General features: G+C 43.4%; 15 protein-coding genes. 1 reads left to right on the plus strand and 14 read right to left on the minus strand.

Features of this window, described 5'->3' with window-relative positions:
- Positions 1–72: 72 nt before the first annotated feature.
- From NYE72_RS25025 to NYE72_RS25050, 6 genes are all read right to left on the minus strand, one after another.
- Complete coding sequence (locus NYE72_RS25025; protein ID WP_094902097.1) at positions 73–1,734, minus strand: response regulator; 1,662 nt, start codon at positions 1,732–1,734, stop codon at positions 73–75.
- Positions 1,712–3,475, minus strand: coding sequence for a histidine kinase (locus NYE72_RS25030; RefSeq protein WP_339210679.1), 1,764 nt, complete (start codon positions 3,473–3,475; stop codon positions 1,712–1,714). Before NYE72_RS25030 ends, NYE72_RS25025 begins: the two co-directional genes overlap by 23 nt.
- 83 nt (positions 3,476–3,558) lie before the next feature.
- Positions 3,559–4,446, minus strand: coding sequence for a carbohydrate ABC transporter permease (locus NYE72_RS25035; RefSeq protein WP_076179393.1), 888 nt, complete (start codon positions 4,444–4,446; stop codon positions 3,559–3,561).
- A 19-nt stretch (positions 4,447–4,465) separates the two neighbouring features.
- On the minus strand, positions 4,466–5,371 hold the full coding sequence (locus NYE72_RS25040; RefSeq protein WP_036679607.1) for an ABC transporter permease subunit: 906 nt from the start codon (positions 5,369–5,371) through the stop codon (positions 4,466–4,468).
- A 183-nt stretch (positions 5,372–5,554) separates the two neighbouring features.
- The gene (locus tag NYE72_RS25045) at positions 5,555–7,207 is read right to left on the minus strand and encodes an extracellular solute-binding protein (RefSeq protein ID WP_076179392.1); all 1,653 of its coding nucleotides are present in this window, start codon (positions 7,205–7,207) and stop codon (positions 5,555–5,557) included.
- Positions 7,208–7,939: 732 nt separating this feature from the next.
- Entirely contained in the window at positions 7,940–10,312 is a 2,373-nt protein-coding gene (locus NYE72_RS25050) for a YcdB/YcdC domain-containing protein (protein WP_036679615.1), read from the minus strand.
- A gap of 113 nt (positions 10,313–10,425) precedes the next feature.
- Between NYE72_RS25050 and NYE72_RS25055 the strand changes: the two genes are divergently transcribed.
- The gene (locus NYE72_RS25055; protein WP_081383658.1) at positions 10,426–11,421 is read left to right on the plus strand and encodes a serine hydrolase; all 996 of its coding nucleotides are present in this window, start codon (positions 10,426–10,428) and stop codon (positions 11,419–11,421) included.
- A 148-nt stretch (positions 11,422–11,569) separates the two neighbouring features.
- Here NYE72_RS25055 and NYE72_RS25060 read toward each other — a convergent pair whose 3' ends face one another.
- The 8 genes from NYE72_RS25060 to NYE72_RS25095 all read right to left on the minus strand — a co-directional run bounded on the left by NYE72_RS25060 (position 11,570) and on the right by NYE72_RS25095 (position 21,015).
- Positions 11,570–12,346, minus strand: a complete 777-nt coding sequence (locus NYE72_RS25060; RefSeq protein ID WP_036679618.1) for a Cof-type HAD-IIB family hydrolase — start codon at positions 12,344–12,346, stop codon at positions 11,570–11,572.
- Positions 12,347–12,477: 131 nt separating this feature from the next.
- Positions 12,478–13,566, minus strand: a complete 1,089-nt coding sequence (locus NYE72_RS25065; RefSeq protein ID WP_036679744.1) for a low temperature requirement protein A — start codon at positions 13,564–13,566, stop codon at positions 12,478–12,480.
- A gap of 208 nt (positions 13,567–13,774) precedes the next feature.
- Positions 13,775–14,767 (minus strand): carbohydrate ABC transporter permease, encoded by a 993-nt coding sequence (locus NYE72_RS25070; RefSeq protein WP_051491074.1) that lies wholly within the window; start codon positions 14,765–14,767, stop codon positions 13,775–13,777.
- A 3-nt stretch (positions 14,768–14,770) separates the two neighbouring features.
- Complete coding sequence (locus NYE72_RS25075; protein ID WP_051491075.1) at positions 14,771–15,646, minus strand: sugar ABC transporter permease; 876 nt, start codon at positions 15,644–15,646, stop codon at positions 14,771–14,773.
- A 4-nt stretch (positions 15,647–15,650) separates the two neighbouring features.
- Positions 15,651–18,023 (minus strand): DUF5696 domain-containing protein, encoded by a 2,373-nt coding sequence (locus NYE72_RS25080; protein WP_036679621.1) that lies wholly within the window; start codon positions 18,021–18,023, stop codon positions 15,651–15,653.
- Between the two features lie 18 nt (positions 18,024–18,041).
- Positions 18,042–18,656 (minus strand): YIP1 family protein, encoded by a 615-nt coding sequence (locus NYE72_RS25085; RefSeq protein WP_036679624.1) that lies wholly within the window; start codon positions 18,654–18,656, stop codon positions 18,042–18,044.
- Positions 18,653–20,146: an NHL repeat-containing protein gene (locus tag NYE72_RS25090; protein WP_143766876.1), complete on the minus strand. Its 1,494-nt coding sequence runs from the start codon at positions 20,144–20,146 to the stop codon at positions 18,653–18,655. The genes NYE72_RS25085 and NYE72_RS25090 overlap by 4 nt, the downstream gene beginning before the upstream one ends.
- Before the next feature lie 8 nt (positions 20,147–20,154).
- The gene (locus tag NYE72_RS25095; RefSeq protein WP_036679629.1) at positions 20,155–21,015 is read right to left on the minus strand and encodes a carbohydrate ABC transporter permease; all 861 of its coding nucleotides are present in this window, start codon (positions 21,013–21,015) and stop codon (positions 20,155–20,157) included.

A 21,015-nucleotide genomic window follows, 5' to 3' on the forward strand; every position in this document is an offset into this window, starting at 1 on the left:
AAATACAGCCACAAACAATACCCCGTAAGATGCACCTTCTGAACAGGTGTGCGTCTTTCGGGGTATTGTTATTTATCCTCGTTTTTGCTCTCGATATTCCTGCGGCGTACAGCCAACGGTTTTTTTGAAGAATCGAAAAAAATAGTGCTGATCACTAAACCCGAGCTGGCCGGAGATCTCGTGCATTTTTAGAGCAGTTCCAAGCAGCAGCTCCTTACTCAGCTCCACTTTTTTCTCCAGAATATAATCAGAAATCCCCTTCCCTGTCGTTCTTTTATACCAGCGTGACAGATAGGACGGATTAAGTGAGACTTCCTGCGCAATCCGGGTTAAGGACAAATCATCGGCCAGATGGGATTTAATATATTGGTGGATCATGGACAGGATATTCGATTCATCATGTTTATAGGTAGCGCTTCTGTTCGAGATAATCCATTCAAAGAACGTGTGATAAAAAGAGATGACGTCCGACCAGTGTGTATTGATATTAAAATATAACATACGTGATAAATTCATACCGCTATGGGCTTTTTCCGTTAAACCTAACTCTTGTAAGGTCTGCAGCAGGGTGTTACTGATCCCAGACATTAATCTTAATCTCAAAAAAGGATCCTCCGGCCCACCTTCCCCCGAGAGCTCCACCCATTTGCGAAAAGATGTGCCCCAATCGAGATCACCTTCAAGCAGCCGTTGTTTTAAATAGTCGAGCAGTAGTTCCGCTGTTGCATTTCGATTATGCATAGAACCTGGACTTGGGCTCAGTTCCTTGGTATTTATCCTCAGCAGCTTTTCCATCCCAAGTCCGGGGCTATCAAAAATGGCTAATCGTAAACGGTTCAAGGCATAGTTCAGCTCATGCCAATGCACTTCCTGATCACTGGCGATAATAGACACAGATAGTTGCAGACATTTGCCACAGGCTTGCTGAACGGATTCCATTGTTCCGTGGACGAAGCGGAGCGTTTTTAACCAGAGCTCTTCTTCCTTAATTGAGGATACAATCTCGATCTTAGGCTGAACAAAACAAGCTATCGTTCCCGGATCCAGATCCACAGCCTTAACTTCAACCTTGTCGCTGAGCAGCTCCTCCGCAATATTGGCTACCGCATAACGAATTAAACTCCGGTCTGAAGCCGTTTCATAATTTCGCCAAGCCTCCATCCGCAGAATAATAGGCAGGACGGGTCCATCCGCTTTGAACGGGAGCTGAATGGCGTCGAATTCAACCTGCAAGCTCTGCCGGTCTATCCGTTCGGTGCGTCTTAGAATATCGTGTAATAATTGCTGCTGTAACTGGGGCAGAGCACGCGGGAGCTTATCGCGAAGCCATTGGCTTTTATAGAAATAATCCTCTTCTGAAGATATTTTCTCCAAAGTCAGCTCCACAGCGGCACGAATTTTATCCATCCCCTCTGTCTTCAATAAATAGTCAACTACACATGGATTTCGGATCGCCTGATGGGCAAAATCGAATTCATTATGTCCTGTCAGCAGAATTACTTTACAACGCGGCCAGCGGTCGACAATTTCCTGAATTAACGCCATCCCATCCATACCTGGCATACAGATGTCACTAAGCACAATATCTATTTTTACGGTATTAAGCCAATCTATGGCATGATCCGCTGAATGAACCTTTATGATCTCTAAATCTTTAAAATCTGCCTTTACAAAAAATTCGTACAGCCCATCCAAAATATTAGGCTCATCATCAACTATCATCATTCGTTGCATCCTGCACGTCCCCTTTAAGCGGTAAATTGACTCTTACACAAAGCCCGCCCAAACAACTTCTCTCTGCCTGCAAGCCATAAGGAGAACCAAATTTGATCCTCAATCTCTGATTTACATTTAATAAACCTGTGATCTCCCCCTGAATGGCATTCTGCTCGGAGAACTGGCGCTGCAAGAGATTTAACTTGTCCTCACTAAGCGAGTCACCGTTATCTTCTATTATAATAGTCAGCGTATGCTCAACTTTTTCATAACTCATTTTTAATAGGCCATTGCTGCTTTTTTGCTTAAGCCCATGCTCGAATACATTTTCAATAATGGGCTGCAGGAGGACCCGTGGGACTTTGATGTCCCGGCAATCCGCTGCAATCTCATCTACTTCAGCTCTAATTCTCGCGCCAAAACGAATCCGTTGTATAGCCAGATAGACCAAAGCATGCTCCTGCTCTTGCTGCAAAGTAACCTCCTGGGCGGAATCCCGGGTCATGTACCGAAAATATTGCCCTAAATAATCAGAGAACTCCTTGATCAGCTCTACATTTTCCACCTCAGCCATCTGTTTTATGCTAAATAGACTGTTGTAGAGAAAATGAGGCGTGATCTGCGATTGTAAATGTTTAAGCTCCGCTTCCCCTGTCCGGATACGCTGCACGTAGTTCTCATCAATTAGTGTATTTAAATGCTTAAGCATCTCATTGAAACGAGAATATAGATACCCAAACTCATCCCTGCGGGAGTGAGTAATAAAGATCCCCGTCTGCCCCTGCTCCGCTTTCTTAAACCCTCTGATAAGAATAGACATCGGTCGATGAATCATCCTGTACGTCCATAAAGAGAACAAGATAATGATCACTATCGAGACAACGAACAACAGCCACAGCAGCAATGAGTACACATGAATCGGCTTCATGAGCACCGTGTTGGGAATATTTGCGGTCAGCCTAAAGTTATTGCTGTGATCGTAGAGCGAATAATAAAAAGAGTCATCATAACGATACCGCTGCACACTTACAGTCTCTTCACTATTTAGTGGTTTCTCTATGGGGAACAACCTGGGCTTCTGGTCAGAAGTTGATATCACATAATCGTTATTGCCGAAGGCCAACGTAATATCGCTCCCCCCTGATACAGCAAATTCTTTCAAACGCAACTCAAGCTCAGGCGAGGAAAGCTTCACTCCCAGCAAAAAATTAGGTGAAAGATTGCGATCCAGGTTATAGGGATTACTGCGCAGTAAATACAACTCGTCTTCGTATTTAGATAAAGCGCCCTTAAGATTGCCCATAGTGGCCAGCAGACTTTGCCATTCCTCATTGGTGACATCCCTAACCCCCACCACAGCGCTAACCCGCTTATTAATTTCCGGTACATAATACACAACATCACTAATATAAGGACTGGTTTCTTTGATTTGTTTTAGCTTGGTGTATATATTGTTCAGATTAGAATCCACTTCGTACCGGCTCATAATTGGAATACGGGTACTGAAGGTAGCCAGCGTTTCATCCTGAGAGTACTCCGTGACTAAGCCCGTTATCCGTTGCAGCTCAAATTCAAGATGGCTATAGTAAAAATGAACCTTCGATTCGTTCGCCCTCTCCACTTCAGCTTGCATTTGGTTGGAGCTATAGTAGGTAATAGATATACTCAGCGCACAGAGTGGAAGCATGACCAATAGGAAAGCTCCGATCAGCTTGATCACAATGGAATCGGGGTTCCACCCGATGGAGAATGATTTCATTGGAATTTTCTCCCTCTTCTATCGAATAATAATAAAGAAGGAGCCATGTTCAGGCTCCTTCTTATATTTAGGTCCAGTCCAGTTTAACCCTTTACACTACCCACGACTAGTCCATGCACAAAATATCTTTGCAGGAACGGATAAATCGCCAGGATCGGAATGATAGACAAGAAGATCTGGGAGGCTTGCGTTGTACGGTCTGAGATTTGATTTAATAACGCAGCTTGTTCAAAAGTAATATTTTCAGTCTGGATCGATACCTGCTGAAGTATGGATTGTAAATAGGTGGCCAGCGGATAATGTTCCGGGCTTCTCATATAAATCATACCATCGAACCATGCATTCCAGTGCCCCACCAAAGCGAACAACGTAATGGTCGCAATACTTGGCATAGATACCGGCAGATACACACTCCATAACGTACGTAAGTGTCCTGCGCCATCCATCCATGCGGCTTCCTCCAATTCTTTTGGCAAACCTCTGAAGAAATTGAGCATAAGCAGAACATTAAAGATCGGCACCGCGCCCGGTATAACAAGCGCCCAGATGCTATCCAGCAGCCCCATTTCTTTTACAATTAAATAGCCAGGAATCAGACCCCCACTGAAGAGCATCGTGAACACAAAAACCCAGGCATACACGGTCCGTGAGCGGAAGGACTTTGCCTCTTTAGACAATGGATAAGCTACTAGAATCGTAAACAACAGGTTAACGGATACGCCAAGCACTACCCGGAGCAGACTAGTTCCGAAGGAGTGAATGAACTGGTTGTTCTGAAGGATATATTTATAGGAAGAAAGTGTGAATTCCACAGGCCAGAAGGTTACGCTACCCGCGTTAACAGCTGCGCTGGAGCTAAAGGAGATCGCCAGAATGTTCACGATCGGAAAAAGACAAAGCACTGCGAGCAAAGTCAGAAATACATAATTGCAGCGGAGAAACCAACGATAAGCAGTTGAAGTATGGTGCATTTAGTCCACTCCTTTCTCTCTAAAAAATCCGATATTTAGCAAAACGATACGCCAGATAGTAACCCAGCCCGATAAATACGAAGGAAACTACAGATTTTATCAATCCTAATGCGGTCGATACAGAGTACTGAGCATCCTGAAGACCAATTCGGTAAATCATCGTGTCCAAAATATCGCCTGATTCATACACTAGCGGATTGTACAGATTGAACACTTGGTCAAATCCCCCGTTCAGGACGTTGCCAAGGCTGAGCGTCAGCATCAGGATCATAATCGGGCGAATGCCCGGAAGCGTAATATGCCAGGTCTGCTTCCATCTTCCGGCACCATCGATTACAGCAGCTTCATAAAGAGAGGAGTCAATGCTGGTTAAAGCCGCCAAATAAATGATCGTCCCGAATCCAAACTCCTTCCATTGATCTGTGATCACTAGTACGTATGGGAACCAGCTATTGTCGGCTAGAAATTGAATAGGCTGCATGCCTAGTGCTTTTAAAAGCATATTGACAATCCCGCTGCTCGGAGACAGTACATCTACGATAATCCCACCCAAGATAACCCATGAGAAAAAGTGCGGCATATAAATAATCGTCTGAATTGAACGTTTGAAGCCGTTTACACGAACCTCATTAAGCAATAAAGCCGCTATAACTGGCACGGTCAGGCCAGCAATAATTTTCATGACGGAGATAAATACAGTATTCCATACGACCTGTCCAAAACCGGGAAGCTCAAACAAATAACGAAAGTTTTCGAGCCCTGTCCAGTTCATATTCTTAAACCCTGAAATCGGGGAAAAATTCTGGAAGGCAATTACAAGGCCAGCCATCGGAATATAACTGAAAATAATGATCACTATTAAGGCAGGTAAAATCATTAAATGGAGCGGAATATTACGTAGAAATTGCTTAGTATTAAAGTGCATATGCTTTCTCCTCCTTCTATCTCAATTATAGAGCAGCCCCAAATTGCCTTAATAGTGTAGCGTATTGACTTTAAGTATCTTTTGTTGACCTGGTTATCGAACCGAATAGCTGTTCAGCCAAAAAAAGAACTGCCCGTTTGTCATTATCATGACTAGGGGCAGTCCTCTTCTGCGTCGTTTTTACTAGTTAGCTTTTACGATATCATTTACTTCTTTCGTAATTTGATCTCCACCGAGCTTTTTCCAGTTGGCTACGAATTTGTCGAATTCATCGATAGGAAGACTTCCGTAAATGATTTTGACAAAGGTCTCTGCACGCAGTTTATCCAAGGTAGCCGCTTTGCTGTTCATCGTTTTGGTTGGGGCATAAATGAACTCGTTCATCAACACCAAGTCATTGTCGCGGTAGTGTTTGATAACCGATTGTGAGCTAAGCGGCCCAAAGATCCGTTCCATATGCCATTTATCAAGATCTCCGCCGCGGTAGCTTTGAATATCATCATAGAATAGTTTAGCTTCAAGTCCCATGTTTGAGGTATCCCCCGATTCAAGGGCTTTTTCCACTTCATCCTGTGCCTTTACATTTTTGTTCGGTGGCAGGTTGGATACAACCGCGTTTTGGAAGCCCAGACCTGTGTCCCCGTTCAAATATTTTGCCCGTTCTGTTTTAGCGGACTCCCCAAACATTTTCTCTGCTTGGAAGTTAAGCAGCTTGATCAATGCCTCCGGATGCTCGTAGCCCTTACGGACCGCGAATACGCCACCAATTGTAAGATGGTTTTGAGTTTTGGCAGGTTGGTCATCAATAGATTGTACTGGATAAGGCACCCAGTTAACATTTTGATCTTTTTTAATCATGTCCTTTACTTGGAAAGGTGCCCATTGCGGCAAAAATAACATACCGGATTTACCAGCATTCACATCCTCCATCGCTTTGGCAAAGTCTTTTACCCCAAACTCTGGATCAATGACTCCTTCTTTATACAATCTTTGCAGCTCCGCAAGTCCAGCCTTTACCTCCGGTTGAATCGTACCATTCACAACCTCGCCATCGGCATTTTTGATCCAAGTTTCCAGGTAGGCATGGTACCCGAGAAGAAACGCATTGATTGGCAAGTCCTTGTTCAACGAAATGCCGTAAGTGTCCTGTTTGCCATTTCCGTCTGGATCTTTAAATGTAAAGTCTTCTGCAATCTTAATAATATCCTGCATGGATGTTGGTTCTGCCAGACCCAGCTTGTCCATCCAGTCTTTTCGAATCCATATCATATCAGAGGAATCCAGCGAACCCGGGAAGCTTACCATCGCCATCAGTTTTCCATCTTTCGTAACCGGCTTTAGTCCTGCTCCGTCTTCTTCAGCGTAATATTCTTTGACAAGATCCGAAGCATATTTATCAAACACCCCGGTCAAATCCTCCAACATGCCAGCTTCATAAAGCTGCTCGAATTGCACCGTGGACACCTTTAACAAATCAGGCAAATCGCCGCTCGCCAAGGTAACGTTCATTTTATCGTTATAGTTGGCATCAGCCACAATCCAGTCATAGGACACTTTAATCCCAAGTTCTTCCTCGTATCCTCTGGTCCAGATGTTATTGGAATGTGTATCGCCCTGCGCCAACGTCTCTTTGCCTGTTTCGTTCATCGTGGAGCGAAGTTTGATCGGCGGATCATATTTGGTTAAAGGACCGCCTTCCATTTCCGTTTGCGCACTAGTGTTTCCCTCTGCGGAACTACTACTGTTTCCACTATTATTGCTGGAGCAACCACTGAAAACTAATGATAAAACAATGGCCGATGCCATTAAAGGCAAGCCTTTAATCTTACTTTTCATCTATTGAACCTCCCTTATTTTCTATATCCTAATTGTAAGAAGAAAGCGTTAACACAGCGAGTGTGAACCGTTTACATTCGGTATCTTTTCTTTACCTATTCATGTTCGCCTAACAAAGCTCCGCTTTAGGGTCACTCTGATTATCATAATACTGTGAGATTGTTAGTGTCTATGTATTGGTAATTAATTACACAAAAAAGAGGCTGATCCTTATGCTACCCCTTAAGAATCTTAGCCATCAAGATTACCTATATAGTGAGCCGTCGGTACATAGTGTAGGAGGTATGGACTGAGGATTGCGTTGAGGATTGCCCTGAGGATAAATTCAACGTTGAATTCAGCATTGAATTACGCGGCATTACGCGGCATTACGCGTTTAATTGTATTTAGTACACTTATAATGCATCAAATCACTCAGCCAAAGGATATAAGTGTATTTCGTACACTTATATTCTTGCTTTTCTCGCCGATAGGTGAATTCTCTAGTTTTTAGTTGCAGAGAATGCAATTAAAGATACACATTCACCTTTTGCATAAGAAATAACTGTATAGAATGCAGTTATTTCGCGGATTCCAGCAAGAATCGGCGCACAAAAAAAATGCTGGGTGGAGACCGAAAACTGCATCTGCCAGATAGAGATGCTTTAGTCAATCCGCCGCGCTGCAAACTAAAAAACCAGGCAGCGCTTCTCCAATCGTCGGAGAATCGCTGCCTGGCTGTCTTTTTAACACTTATTGACCTATGATCTGATCAGTCTTTCCTTGCAGCTCCACTAGCTTCATGATCACCGAAGCCGCCAGCGCTTTTGTTACATTCTGCTGCGGATTAAACTTGCCGTTGTCATCCTTTAAGAGTCCCAATTTCACAACAAGAGCCACCGCCCCCTTATTGTTTATAGCTGAGCTATCACTAAACTGACTTACAGTCACATCTTTATCAAGATAAGCTGTAAGTTTATTGTATTTCAAGAAATTAGCCAGATGAACAGCAAGCTGTTCCCGGGTTAACTTACTCTCTACTTGCAGGCTTTCATCCTTATTGATCCATTTACGATCTGCTGCAAAAATAACAGCGTCATAATATGAATTCTCTGGCTTCACGCCTGCTACAGTTTTCCGTTCATTATTATTATAATAATTGGTGAAATTTGGGCTAGAAGCTTTGGCAAGATAGGTTAACCAATCACCGACAGTTATTTCTTGATCCGGGTTCACTTTGCCATCGGCATCCGGTGTAATCACATGGTGGTTTACCAATTCTGATAATTCTCGCTCTGCTGTATGGCCTTTGATATCCGTTGCAGATAGTTGAGCATCCTGCTGACCGAGATAATCATAGACCGCAATCCATTTTCCAGTGACTGCATCCAAAACCTGATTCAATCCGTTAGATTCATCAAAGGTTGTATCATATACCAGCTTCACCTTCGGTGCGACATAGTTTCTATAAGTATTATATCCGCCAACCTGAGTATACTTCAGCTTAGTCTGATATTTAGGTTTATAACTTTCGAGCGCTTCTTTCTTGGAAATTGTTGCATCAGGCGATAATGTGATTTCATCGATACTGCTTATCCGATTCCCCATATAAGAAGTCAGTCTGCCGTAAAGATCCAAGCTTACCGTAATGGTGCTGCCACTCACAGGAATTCCTTGATGATATCTAATAAACTGATATCCATATCCTGATCCGTCTGAAGTCAAACTCGAATTATCCCCGTATTCTACCAGCTTTAGCTTCTGGCTCGCCTGAGGATATAGACTATTAATTATACTAAGCGCTTTCACCTTCGCTTCAGCCTCACTAAGCTTCTTACCTCCAGCAGGTGCCGGCTCTTCCTTCTTCTTATCCTGAATAGCACCATAAGCTTGAACCTGGTACTGCAATACTTCACCGGTCTTTGCATCGATCTCGGCAGAGGATTGCTCTGGAAAGCCAGCACCAATGTAACGATCATTTCCATTACTGCCCCAGTATAGCTGCCAGATTTTTCGATCTGAATCCTGATAGTCATTTCTCAAGGTTTGCGAGATCAATTTACGGTCTGCTGGAATATAAGCAACCTTCTCTACAAGTTGTGCTGCTTCTTTTGCAGAAAGCTCTGTACTAGAACTTCTTGCCTGAAAAACATCCTTACTCTTCGCTACTTCTGAATACACGACTGAGGTGGATACGGATTCTTTTCCTTCATAATCTATCCGCTTGCCCGTTAATGCATCGATAGGATATAGAGACTGATCTATTGGACGCCAGCCTAGAATCCAGTTGTTAGGTTTTCCGTTCTTATAAATAGGAATGTAAAATAGGCCCACATCAAACTGTTCCGCAAATTGCTTCTGTGCTTGCTCCAAGGTAATCTTGGGCTGTGCAGACGGGTACTCAAGCCCTTGAGAAGACTTAGAGAATTGCGTTACATTTCCGTTACCATCCACAACTATGTTAATGCTGTCCGATCCAGAAGGAATACCATTCTTCAGAATACTGAAGTTATACCCATATTGAACAGGACCGAATAATGATTCCGAAAAATAACTATAACCGACATTCTCATTTAATTGCAGCTCACTGCTCTTAACTGATGAGGCTGCCTTAGCCACAAAAGTCTTGGCGATCTCCAATGCCTGAGTCTGCGATACTTTCGGTGGATAATAGGACTCGTTCTTTTCCTGCGAGAATGAGAGATAGGTATTGATGATATCACCATTAATGGCGTCTACCTCACTGCTAAAACCATATCCCATATTCCCTTCTTGAACCTGCCACTGAATATGCCAGATCATTTGATTTGCTGGTGCTGGGTAGCTTTGGTTAGATCCCAGTTGAACATTGTTTACAGTTGCATCTTTTAGGGATGGGAATAGTTCTTTTAACTTTGCAATGGCTTGCTCCTGCGTGAATTTCACTTTTGTAGGATCAGCCTCAGAGTTCGTAGTCGTAGCTGGAGCCGCTGATTGCGTACTAACCTGCGTTACGGAAGTGTTGCTGCTAACAGATATAGAATCGGCTGCGGCTAAGCCAGGGGGTAAGAGTAACGCGAGTGCAACTGAAGTGATCAATACCGTTTTAGCCGTTTGATGAACAAAAAGAGTACTATTGCTTTTCAAAAGAATTCATCCTCCTCTAACACGTGATTCATATTATTATACAGATATTTTCTTGTATTTTCCATAATTATTTAACGACAGGAAATTACGACATTTTGGTGATGTGAGCTATAATGGTAAACAGTTGCAGCTTTAATTCATCTAGAAAGGGGGTCACCAACATTACTGACTGGAACCTTCAGCCGCTTATTGACGGTATTACTAGCCTAGACATTCGCAGTTGTCTAATCGTTCAACATGGAGAAACCATACTGGAGCATTACCGTGATCCACAAATCGCTGCAGAGCTTGGCAAAATCAACTCGTGCACCAAAAGCGTACTTTCTGCCTTAGTTTGCATAGCCATAGATAAACTAATCATTCCACCTCCAGACACACCTATTTCTTTATTTTTTCCTTCATTAAAAGAAGATCGTGACCCACGTAAAAGAGAGATCACTATCGAACACTTATTAACGATGACCGGAGGCTTTAACTGGACAGAGTTCGGTGGGCAGAATTCTTTTCCGGCCATGACTAAAACCGCGGACTGGATAAAATACGTGCTTGCACAGCCATTAGCTCATACACCAGGAACCGTGATGACCTATAACTCAGGCTCCTCCCAGCTTTTGTCCGCAATCCTGCGTGATTGTTCTGGACAAGCGGTTGCAGAATTTGCCGAAGACCAGCTGTTTCAACCGCTTGGTATTCAAAGCTATCACTGGGAGAGCGATCCGCAAGGCATACATACCGGTGGGTTCGGACTTCATCTGAAGCCAGAGGATATGCTGAAATTCGGCTTACTTTATTTGCAGGAGGGACGCTGGAAGAATCAGCAGATCCTTTTTTCGGATACAATTCAGCAATCCACTCGCCCTTACGTTGAAGCCAATCATCCGCAAAAAGGATTCTACGGCTGGCATTGGTGGGTATCCCAGTTCAATGCAGGTTCAGAGCAGCAGCCGAACGAGATCCCTTATTATTTTGCACTCGGCTTCAAAGGGCAGCATATTATTGTAGTTCCTGCTTACGAGCTGGTTGCCGTTATCACCGCGGATAAGTACAAAAAAGGCTCTCCTGCAAATGTTTTCGGCCGGTTTATTGTACCTGCTCTTCTAGGGCAGTAAGAACCAGGAATCACATGCAGTTCTATGTGTGGATACCACACAATCCATAAAGCAGCCACAGCCATAGACTGATAAAGTCTTGGGCTGTCGCTGTTTGATTTGAACGAAAGATCGTTCTCAATTTTTCATCAATTAGTTTGCTGCAAGCTTAAATGACACCAAATTTCTTTAATGCGTAGGCTATCCCGCCTTCACTTGTTTTTTTTGTAACAAAATCCGCTTTTTGTTTTAACTGTTCCGCACCATTTCCCATCGCAATTCCCAATCCCACATACTCCAACATGTCGATATCATTTCCACCATCACCAAACGCGATAGCTTCTGACCTGCAAATATTCAGATAATTCAGCACTTGTTTAATCGCAATTGATTTAGAAACTTTTGTTTCTTCAAGCACATTCATAACGTATCCGTGAAAACGTTCGAACCGTAATTCAGGAAATCTATCTTGGAATTTTTGCGCTTCATTTTCGTCCGCATACAAGCATATACAGTAAACCTCCTCTGGCAGAGCGCTCATTTTTTCGGGATATTGTGTAAGACTCAAAGTCTCCATTAATGCCTTCATAACGCGCTCATCCTCGGAACCCATTCCGTTCATAGTTATAAGTTCGGTTAAATAGGACATGCCATGTCCGTTTAACTCAGCAAAAGCCGAGACATCCCGCACGGTTTCTGTTGAAAGCATTGATTTATAGATAACGTTATCCTTACATTTGATAAGCGCACCGTTAGCAGAAATAAAGGTATCAATGCCCATAGACTTGAACTCTTCACATAAGTTATGCGGTCTCCCTGTTGCAACTACGACTTTAATTCCTCTCTCTATCAACTTCTCAATTGCTTCTATCGTGCTAAGCGGGATGCTTCTATCAATTTCACTTACTAGAGTACCGTCCACATCAAAAAATACAATCTTATACATATTATGAAATAAGCCTCCCCGTTCGAACGTAACTAGATAGATTATATTTCATGGGATCTAAAACAAGAAGGAAGCCGATCACATGGATCGGCTTCCTTCTTGTTTTCTTATTCAGCTTCGGCACAACAAACTTACGTCGTTAATTTTGCATATACCACAAAAAATAACATCATTTCACCAATGATCAGGTAATTAGGTATAAGGAACAACAAATCTACTGCGAAAAAAACACCAAGTAAACCTAATAATAACGCCAAATGGAATATCCCTAACCGTTGCTGTATACGTCTATATTTATGGAAGACCAGTGAGGTAGAGAAGAAGTAAAGCAGGACCGATCCAAAAATAAAACACACCATAAATATATAATTTAATTGATCTAAAAATAACAGTTGGATCGAAGCTGCAATCATACTCAAGGATACATAAATAAATAAATGTCCATAAATTATGGTTTGCCCGGCAGTCTCTATAGTTTTGTCCACTTTCTTTTCAACATTATCAAAATATTGCCACCACATAGCTATAATTAATAGAAAAGTTAATAATGCAAATACAATAGATTGCCACGTCCAGTGGCTAGACTGTAAAACCGCAAGGATACTGACCACTGATTCCCCAAGCAGAATAAGCGTAAACAACGAGAAGCGTTCTAATAAATGATGAGTATTGATCGGACTTTTCACCAAGTATTTCCGACCGACTAATGGAAGCAAAATGTCTACAGTAATTCCCGCATACAAAACTACATAACGCATCCAAGAGTCAAAGAAAAGTGATAAAGAAGAGATCACTAATCCAATCCAAAATCTGCTTCCCAGATACCGGGCAGTGCCCTTTCTATCATCCTCTTCATTCTTATTTACCGTAAGATATTGAATGGCTGTCATAGCTCTTAAACCAACATAACCTATTAAGAATGGCATATAATATTGATCAAAGTTAACCGATAAGCTCGCCGTCATTATTAATACAAAAAATAATTGTAGAATCAGAAATATCCGATGTGAAAAGATGTCTTGCCCAAACCGATTTACAAAAAGCGATTGCCCTACCCAGGCCCACCAGATCGGAACAAATATCAAGATAAATTTAGATAAGTATTCAAGTGGGATTTTACCCGCCTCTACATGCAATAGGACATGGCTCGCTTTTGAAACTGCTGCTACAAAAAGCAGATCATAAAATAGCTCCAGCCAAGTAACTTTCTTCTCAGCAATGGATGCTGTACTGTGCTCAAATCCCGATGTGCGTTTATTCATCGTCTGACTCCCTTGGTTTGGATGTGTATTTCTAATACAGTTTATCGAATACTTATCCATCTTAACCGAATTGATATACTAATTTGAAGCCCCTTTGCCTAAAATAAAACCAGCAAGCCCCCACATACGGGAGGCTTACTGGTTTTTTCTGACTAGAGCTTTGTTCTTATTCCCCGGCAATACCGGAGCGTTCCACACTTTCTACGAAATGACGCTGTACGAACAAATACAGAATCAGAATTGGCAGAATAGTTAGAATACACGCCGCCATAACCTGATTCAGTCCAGTTGGGGCCATCCCAATAGAACCCGAAGTCATTTGCGACATCGTCTCCGCTGCCTGATTATTGGAACCATAAAACATCGCTAATCGCTGCGACAGATTATAGAAATCCGGTGTTGTTAAATACGTATTCGGTTCAAAGCTGTCATTCCAGTGCCATACCACAGAGAATAAGAATACGATCAGCATTGCGGGCTTGGCGATAGGAAACATGATTTTCCAGTACGTTCTGAATGCGCCTGCACCGTCGATACGTGCTGCTTCCTCCAACACTTTAGGCATTCCGCGGTAGAACTGAATAAAGATCAGTACAAATAATGCCCCCTTCAACCCGTGCCCAAACATAGAAGGAACCACAAACGGCAAATGTGTATTAATCCACCCCAAGTCACTAAAGAACAAATACAGTGGCACAACAATCGTCTGCGGTGGAACTAGAAAAGTAAACAGCAGCAGAACGAAACACACTGCGTAGCCTGGAAAACGGTATCTGGCAAAGCCATAACCGATTAAGGAACAGCTTAAGATTTGCAGAACCGCACTCCCGAAGGAAATAATCGCACTATTTGCGAACCCGGCCCAGAATTTTAGCGAATCCCATGCCAGAAAATAGTTGCCAAAACTAATCTTTTTCGGAAGCCATTGCACTGTGGCATCGGCCACGTCTGTTACTTGCATCATGGATTTGGATACCATGTATAACAAGGGATATAGGAATACGAACGTTAAGCTGAGAATAACCAAGTAATAAAAAGCGATATTCAGCACCTGAAGCGAACGTTTCACGACCCTGTCCAGCTTGCCGCTTGCTTTTAGACGAGTTGTCAGATGTTCCATGTTCGTTGTCCGAACCTGCTTTACGGATTCCTTCAACATTTTCTACTTCCTCCCTTCGGTGGCACCGAGCGACTTGCTGAATAACAGGAAGACCAAACCCAGAACCAAGAAAATAAACACAAAATAAATCCAACCCATCGCTGAGCCATATCCAAAATCATTATTCTTAAAGACGACATTCAAAATATGACTCATGATTTGATTATCTGCCTTCGTGAATGAGCTGACGATACTAAACAATGTGTTTACGAGCATCATCGGCATAATCATCGGGAAGGTGATTTTCCAAAAGCTTTCCCACGCGGTTGCTCCATCACATTTGGCCGCTTCATACAGTGAAACAGAAATCGTCTGTAACCCCGCTAGAAAAATCAGAATTTGCACGCCAGAATCCCACATCACCAGCGTTAAAGATTCTGCATATTTCAGCAAAGACTTCAGAATGTCGCCGGGGATAAAGTTATGGAGCTTATCATATAAATCCTGATTATAAAAAATCGGTAAATTTGCGGCACCCTGATCCATCAATTTGCCCAGGATCGCCCCTGAAGCAATGATGACCGGCAAAAAGAACACGCCACGGAAAAAGGTTTTTCCTACGAGTCCGCGATTTAGCAGAATCGCACAAAAGAGCGAAAAGATAAGAATTAACGGAACCTGAGTCACCGTCGACACCATCGTCGATTTGAGCAGAGGCAAGAAATTAACATCTGTAGTAAAAGCGGCGCGATAATGCTCCATCCCAACAAAAGTGGCCAGTAAGCCACCTTTGCTCACTTGGAGATCCTGAAAGGAATAATGCAAGGAACGGCCCAGCGGAACAGCCATAAACACCAGAAATCCGACCAGCCACAGGCCGATGAAGGAATATCCTTCAACGAAATAACGCGCTCGCATCGATAGCTTTGATTTTTTCACTTCATCATCCTCCTGTTACCGCATAGCTGAATGCCTCGACGGTCTGACCAGACACGTCAACAGACTGCTCATTATAGTTGACTATAATGCTCACACCGTTTGCATAAGTCGTCCGAAAGACCTTACTTTGCAGCTGCTCATGATTCGTCATTTGCTGGTTACTAATGCTGTCATAGACCTCTTTCAATGCGAGATAATTCTGTACAGAAGGTGCCAGCCAGTTCTCAAGACTAGAACTGAACAGCCGGTCTGCCATGGTTCTCTGAAGATCGCTAGTCGGAGCATAAGTTAATTCATAACTTGGAAGGGCTCCATATTCCAGCGCCCGTAAGGTTTGGTTACGGGAATCATCGTACAGATTAACCGGGCTTGCTGTATAAGGCACTAAGCCGTGTAACACTAGTTGATAGAAAGGAATCGCCCGATCTGTATAGACAAATTGACTGGAGTCGAGCGGCACTTGATCAATCCGGTTCACATGTCCTAATGTATAGGCAAAACCATAATCTACTGCCGTGTTAAGCTCACCCTTACGGAAGTTATCCAATGCATTAACATAAGTATCTTCTGTAAGCTGGCGGTCCGTATTGGATTTATTATCCTCATCGGAGTATAGCAAGCTTCCAAAGTGTTCAAACTGTACACCCTTCACACCCAAATCCTGGAACTTGCTCAGCTCAGCATTACTGCGTTTTGCGATAACACTAGGTTTCATTAAATAGAAATAATCATCCGTATTCCACCGGGTAGAGAGATAATAAACGTACTGCTTCAAGACTTCACGATTAATGCCGCGCACAGCATCTCTGCTTGCCTTCACGCTGTTGCTATCTTGGTAAGGTTTCACGTAGTTAGCTTTCAAATAAAGATTTACGCCCTTGCCTGCGGCATATTCCTGAAGCTCTTTAAGTCCCTTTTTACCTCCCAGCTTCTTTTCAACCGGAAATTGTTCTGGCTGGTTTCCGTATAAACCATTTTTGGACCATCCCTCGATCGTAATCTCTAGCTGAGTAACACCCTCTGCCTGATATTGATCAATCATGTCCTTGATTTGTTTAAACGTAGCTGCTTCTATAAAAGTTGAACCGATGACTTCATCACGAGAAATCCCACCGAGCACTTGAAGATACAATGGCGTGTTCTCAAGAACTACTTCCTTGACCTTTTTCTCTTCCATTAAGTAATTACGGTATTCCTTCGCCATCCCAACGTAGTTAGCTTCCTCGCCTTGGAGTAGAACATAACGTACGCTACGATCGGTTTTGATCATCTCACCCTGATAATAAGGAATTTGGCCGGAATTGCCGACAAAAATAACATCATCCTTGCGCAGGGTAAATTCACTTGATGCTCTATAAAGCGAAATAGCGCGAATGCCTGATGGAACACCGTTTATTTTAGCGTCGGTATCTCCCTTAGTAACAATTGCTAAATATCCGGTGTCTCCCTGATAGATCCCAAACACTGGCAAAGCGATGGCTTTTTTAAGAGGTGCCGCCTTTTGCCAAGAGTTATCCGTAATTTCATGATTTTGTTTCACGAAGGTTTCGTCCCCGCCGTAAATGTACTCAGAATAACCTTTCAAATAAACGGGATGTTCTTTACGAAACTCCAGCAATGCCCCTGAACCATCTGGAAGCATCATTGCCCCCTCTGCATCTTCTCTAGCCGCATGAAAAAATGGCAGAACCTCCAGACTCGTGAATTTCGCATTCCCCTCTTCCTTCAAATACTCCTGTGGAATGGAAGCCTCAAATCCATTAGCCGTCAGTCTGTACTCCAGAGCAAAAGAAAGCTTCAGGCTAATAAAAGCAAACTCCGCGCGGACGACATCTTGCTCAATCGTTACGGTAACCGTGGAGTCCTCATCTTTAAGTGGGTAGACCTGTGTAATGTCAGCCCCCTGTGTGTATCTTGCATAAATCGGTGCGGTCGTGTATTTCTTAATATTTGGCATGGCTGTTCGCTCCAGCTGTGGAGATCCAAGCCACTCCTTGTTTGTGATTTTGTCTGTGATGCGAAGATTTCCCGATTTCTCATCTACATACAAAATATAGCGTTCGTTCTCCAGTGCTTTTGTTCCAGGCGTGACCGGCTGCAGCTCAACCTTCTGAACAGGTGCTGCTACGACGGCTGGAGTCTGCTCTTCTGCAGGAACCGCAGTCTCCTTTTCTTGCACGGCTGGGGTCTGTTCTTCAGCTGGTTCAGTTACCACCGTTGTTTCCTCTTGCCCAACCTCTTTACCTTCTTCAGCCTGAACAGACTGCGCAGCGATGGACGGATCGGCGGAACTGTGTAGGGGTTGAACATTTATCACTGCGAACAGCATCATCACAACAATACAGAGAATGCCCCGCACTTTAACTTTTTTTCTCATCGTGTTACCTTTCCCTCCTTACGCGCGCAATCTCAATTCTTTGAGCAGATCGACAATAAATGAAACAAATTGATTGGAAATACCAAATAGCAAAATGCCTACAAACCAGATAATGGCGATCCCTATTACACTGATTATGGTGATAAAAATAACCTTGCGAATCTCAAAATCATGCAGGATCTTCACCTTCATTAAAATCAACCAAGCCACCCAAAGAATCACAAACTTGTGCAGCAGATTGAAGGTTGAAGCCTCATCCAGCGAAAGGACCAACGTTAACAGTGTGACTGGAAGGATAAAGAGCATGTATGGAACAAGGGCAAAGGCACTGCCCACAAAAATCTCTTTGAATTTCCCCTCACCATCCATAATCGTACTGACACCCCAGTTCGAGACACACCAGGTCAACCAAGGAACGATAAGCCAAATAAACTCATGAAACATAGAGATTTCATGCGGCTCTCTAGTTTGAAAAGCATACCCTGTAATCAGAATCGAGATCATTCGTGCCACAAAGGTCAGTAGAACGATGGCAATCCCCTGTATCCAGCGGATACGCTGCTTTCCTTGAATATCGTTATAGAACTGATAGGGATGAACTACAACCTGATGAATCATTCGCAAAGTGTTCATCCAATCTCCCCCTTTGCCGGATCCAATACTGCCTTATTTCCTCTATACAGCCAGGCATGGAATCTCCGGTATAATCTCGGCGCACTCCAGAACAGTACTAAAAACAGTCCAATTCCGCCGGCGAAGAAATAAGTAAAGTGCTCCCGGATATACAATTTACGATATTCGCGGAAAGCGGATGAATAGTCAGCTTTGGAATTTGAAAGCTTGAAATAGCTCATAGATTCCTTATATTGCTCTGCTTTATAAAGCGCTTTGCCGATAGCCTGATAAGCCATATCATAATTAGCATTCAGCCGCAGTACCTCTTGCCATAAGGATTGCGCTTCGTCATAGCTGCCATCTACATATAGCAAAGATGCCTGATGAACCAAATCCGCAAACGGCGTGGTCCGGAAGCGATCGATTCTGCCCCGTCCTTTATCCACTACATAGATCAGGCCATCAGCGGTTTGATCTACGGCGGAAGGAGTCACGAAGAGTCCATTCTGATCCCCAATCCCGCCAAAGCTGAATAACAAATTCCCCAGCTTGTCATATTGAAAGACTTTACTGGACTGCAAATCCAGCGCGGTTATAAATCCGTTCTTATCAATACTGATCCCCATAAAGGAAGCCATACTGAATGGACCCTCGGAGTAATAATCACCGTACCAGCGTTTACCAATGTTCAGAGTATCTACGCCTACCGGTGATAACCGTTTGATCTGGTTGTACTCTTCGCCCAAGGTTGTGCTGTAGATAAACCCTTCTTCATCCAGATCCACGTTCGAGAACTCAGAAGGTTTAACGGTCGCCAGCTGGTTCTGCTGTTCTTTAGTAGCCACCAGCTTAATTAAGAGACGTGTCCAGGAGAAGCCTACATGATTCGCCCCATAGAACCCCTTGAACTTACCGCCTGAGTCAATTTGCAGCAAACCCTGCGTGTTACCATCGCTCACCACATACATATAATCACGCTTATCTACGACTAATTTAGAAGGTGAATAAGAGAAATTAGCACCCAGTAATGGGCTATCAGGCTTTAGAAACTCTTTTACGAACTTGCCATTTTTATCAAAAATAGCAATACGCGCGTTTTTTGTATCTGCTACATATACCGTTCCATCCTCTTTCACGAATACACCCTTCGGCTCTTGCAGCTTGCCGCTGCCTTCTGTATCGCCGATCAGATTTAGCAGACGACCGTCCTTATCCATATGAACAATACGGCTGTTGCCCGTGTCTACTACGTAGAGTGAATCGTCATCACTAATAAAGAGAGATTCCGGATTTTTGAAGGACCCCGTATCTGTTCCTGTTGGATCGATAGAAGAATCGTAGAGATAACCATTAATCGAGTGGACCTCATTGCCGGACTGATTCCACGTATACCCCTCATATGGGGCTTCACCAGCTAGCGCCTGCCCTGGAAGCAGCAGCACTGGCAGTGTCAGCGTCACCAGTAGCCCTGTTAACAGCATTTTTTTCATATTACGTCCTATCATCATGACTCCCCCTATTCCTTCAGCCCCGAATGGGCCATTGTCTGAAGCACCATCCGCTGCGTTAATATAAAGACAAGAATAGTCGGGAGAATCATCAAGAAGCTTGCTGCTGCCAAAGTGCCTACCCTAGCAACGACTCCGGCTCCACCACTGATAGTTTGGATGGCAAGCGGCAATGTCTTCATTTCCTGAACAGTCGTATAGACCATTGAAGGATACGGATCATTCCAAGCAGAAATGAAGCTAAATAAAGCAAAAGTCGAAATCGCCGGCTTAAGCATTGGCATCACAACCACCCAGAATACCTTCCATTCGGAAGCACCGTCTATACGGGCTGCCTCTAATAAAGCGTCTGGAAGCTGCCGCAGGAACTGGGTCATAAGGAACATTCCCATGGGTGCAGCCAGATAAGGTAAGATCATTGCAAAATACGAATTCATTAATCCGCTGCGGCTAATCAGCAAATATTGCGGAATTTGCAATACTAAGGGTGAGAACATCAGCGCCGCCACAATCATACTAAAGATAGCGCTTTTAAATGGCATATTGTGCTTGGCAAGCGGATAAGCCGCCATTGCTGAAATTAAGACACCCCCGACCACAATCCCTGATGTAACGACCACACTATTGAAAATAAACCGTGAGAACGGCACCGCCGAGGTTCCGGTAATTAACAGCAAATCACGAAAGTTCACCAACGTCGGATTCACTACGAAAAACCGTGGTGGGAACAGGAATAGTTCGCTTGTTGGTTTTAAAGCAGTCACTGCCATATAGACAAGTGGCAGCAGCATAATTAGGCCAAACACCGTTAAGAACAGATACAAAAAGATGCCTCCATAGTCAATACGCCGTAAATTTATTTTGTGCAT

The organism is Paenibacillus sp. FSL L8-0333 (assembly GCF_037965665.1).
Taxonomy (GTDB): domain Bacteria; phylum Bacillota; class Bacilli; order Paenibacillales; family Paenibacillaceae; genus Paenibacillus_AQ; species Paenibacillus_AQ odorifer.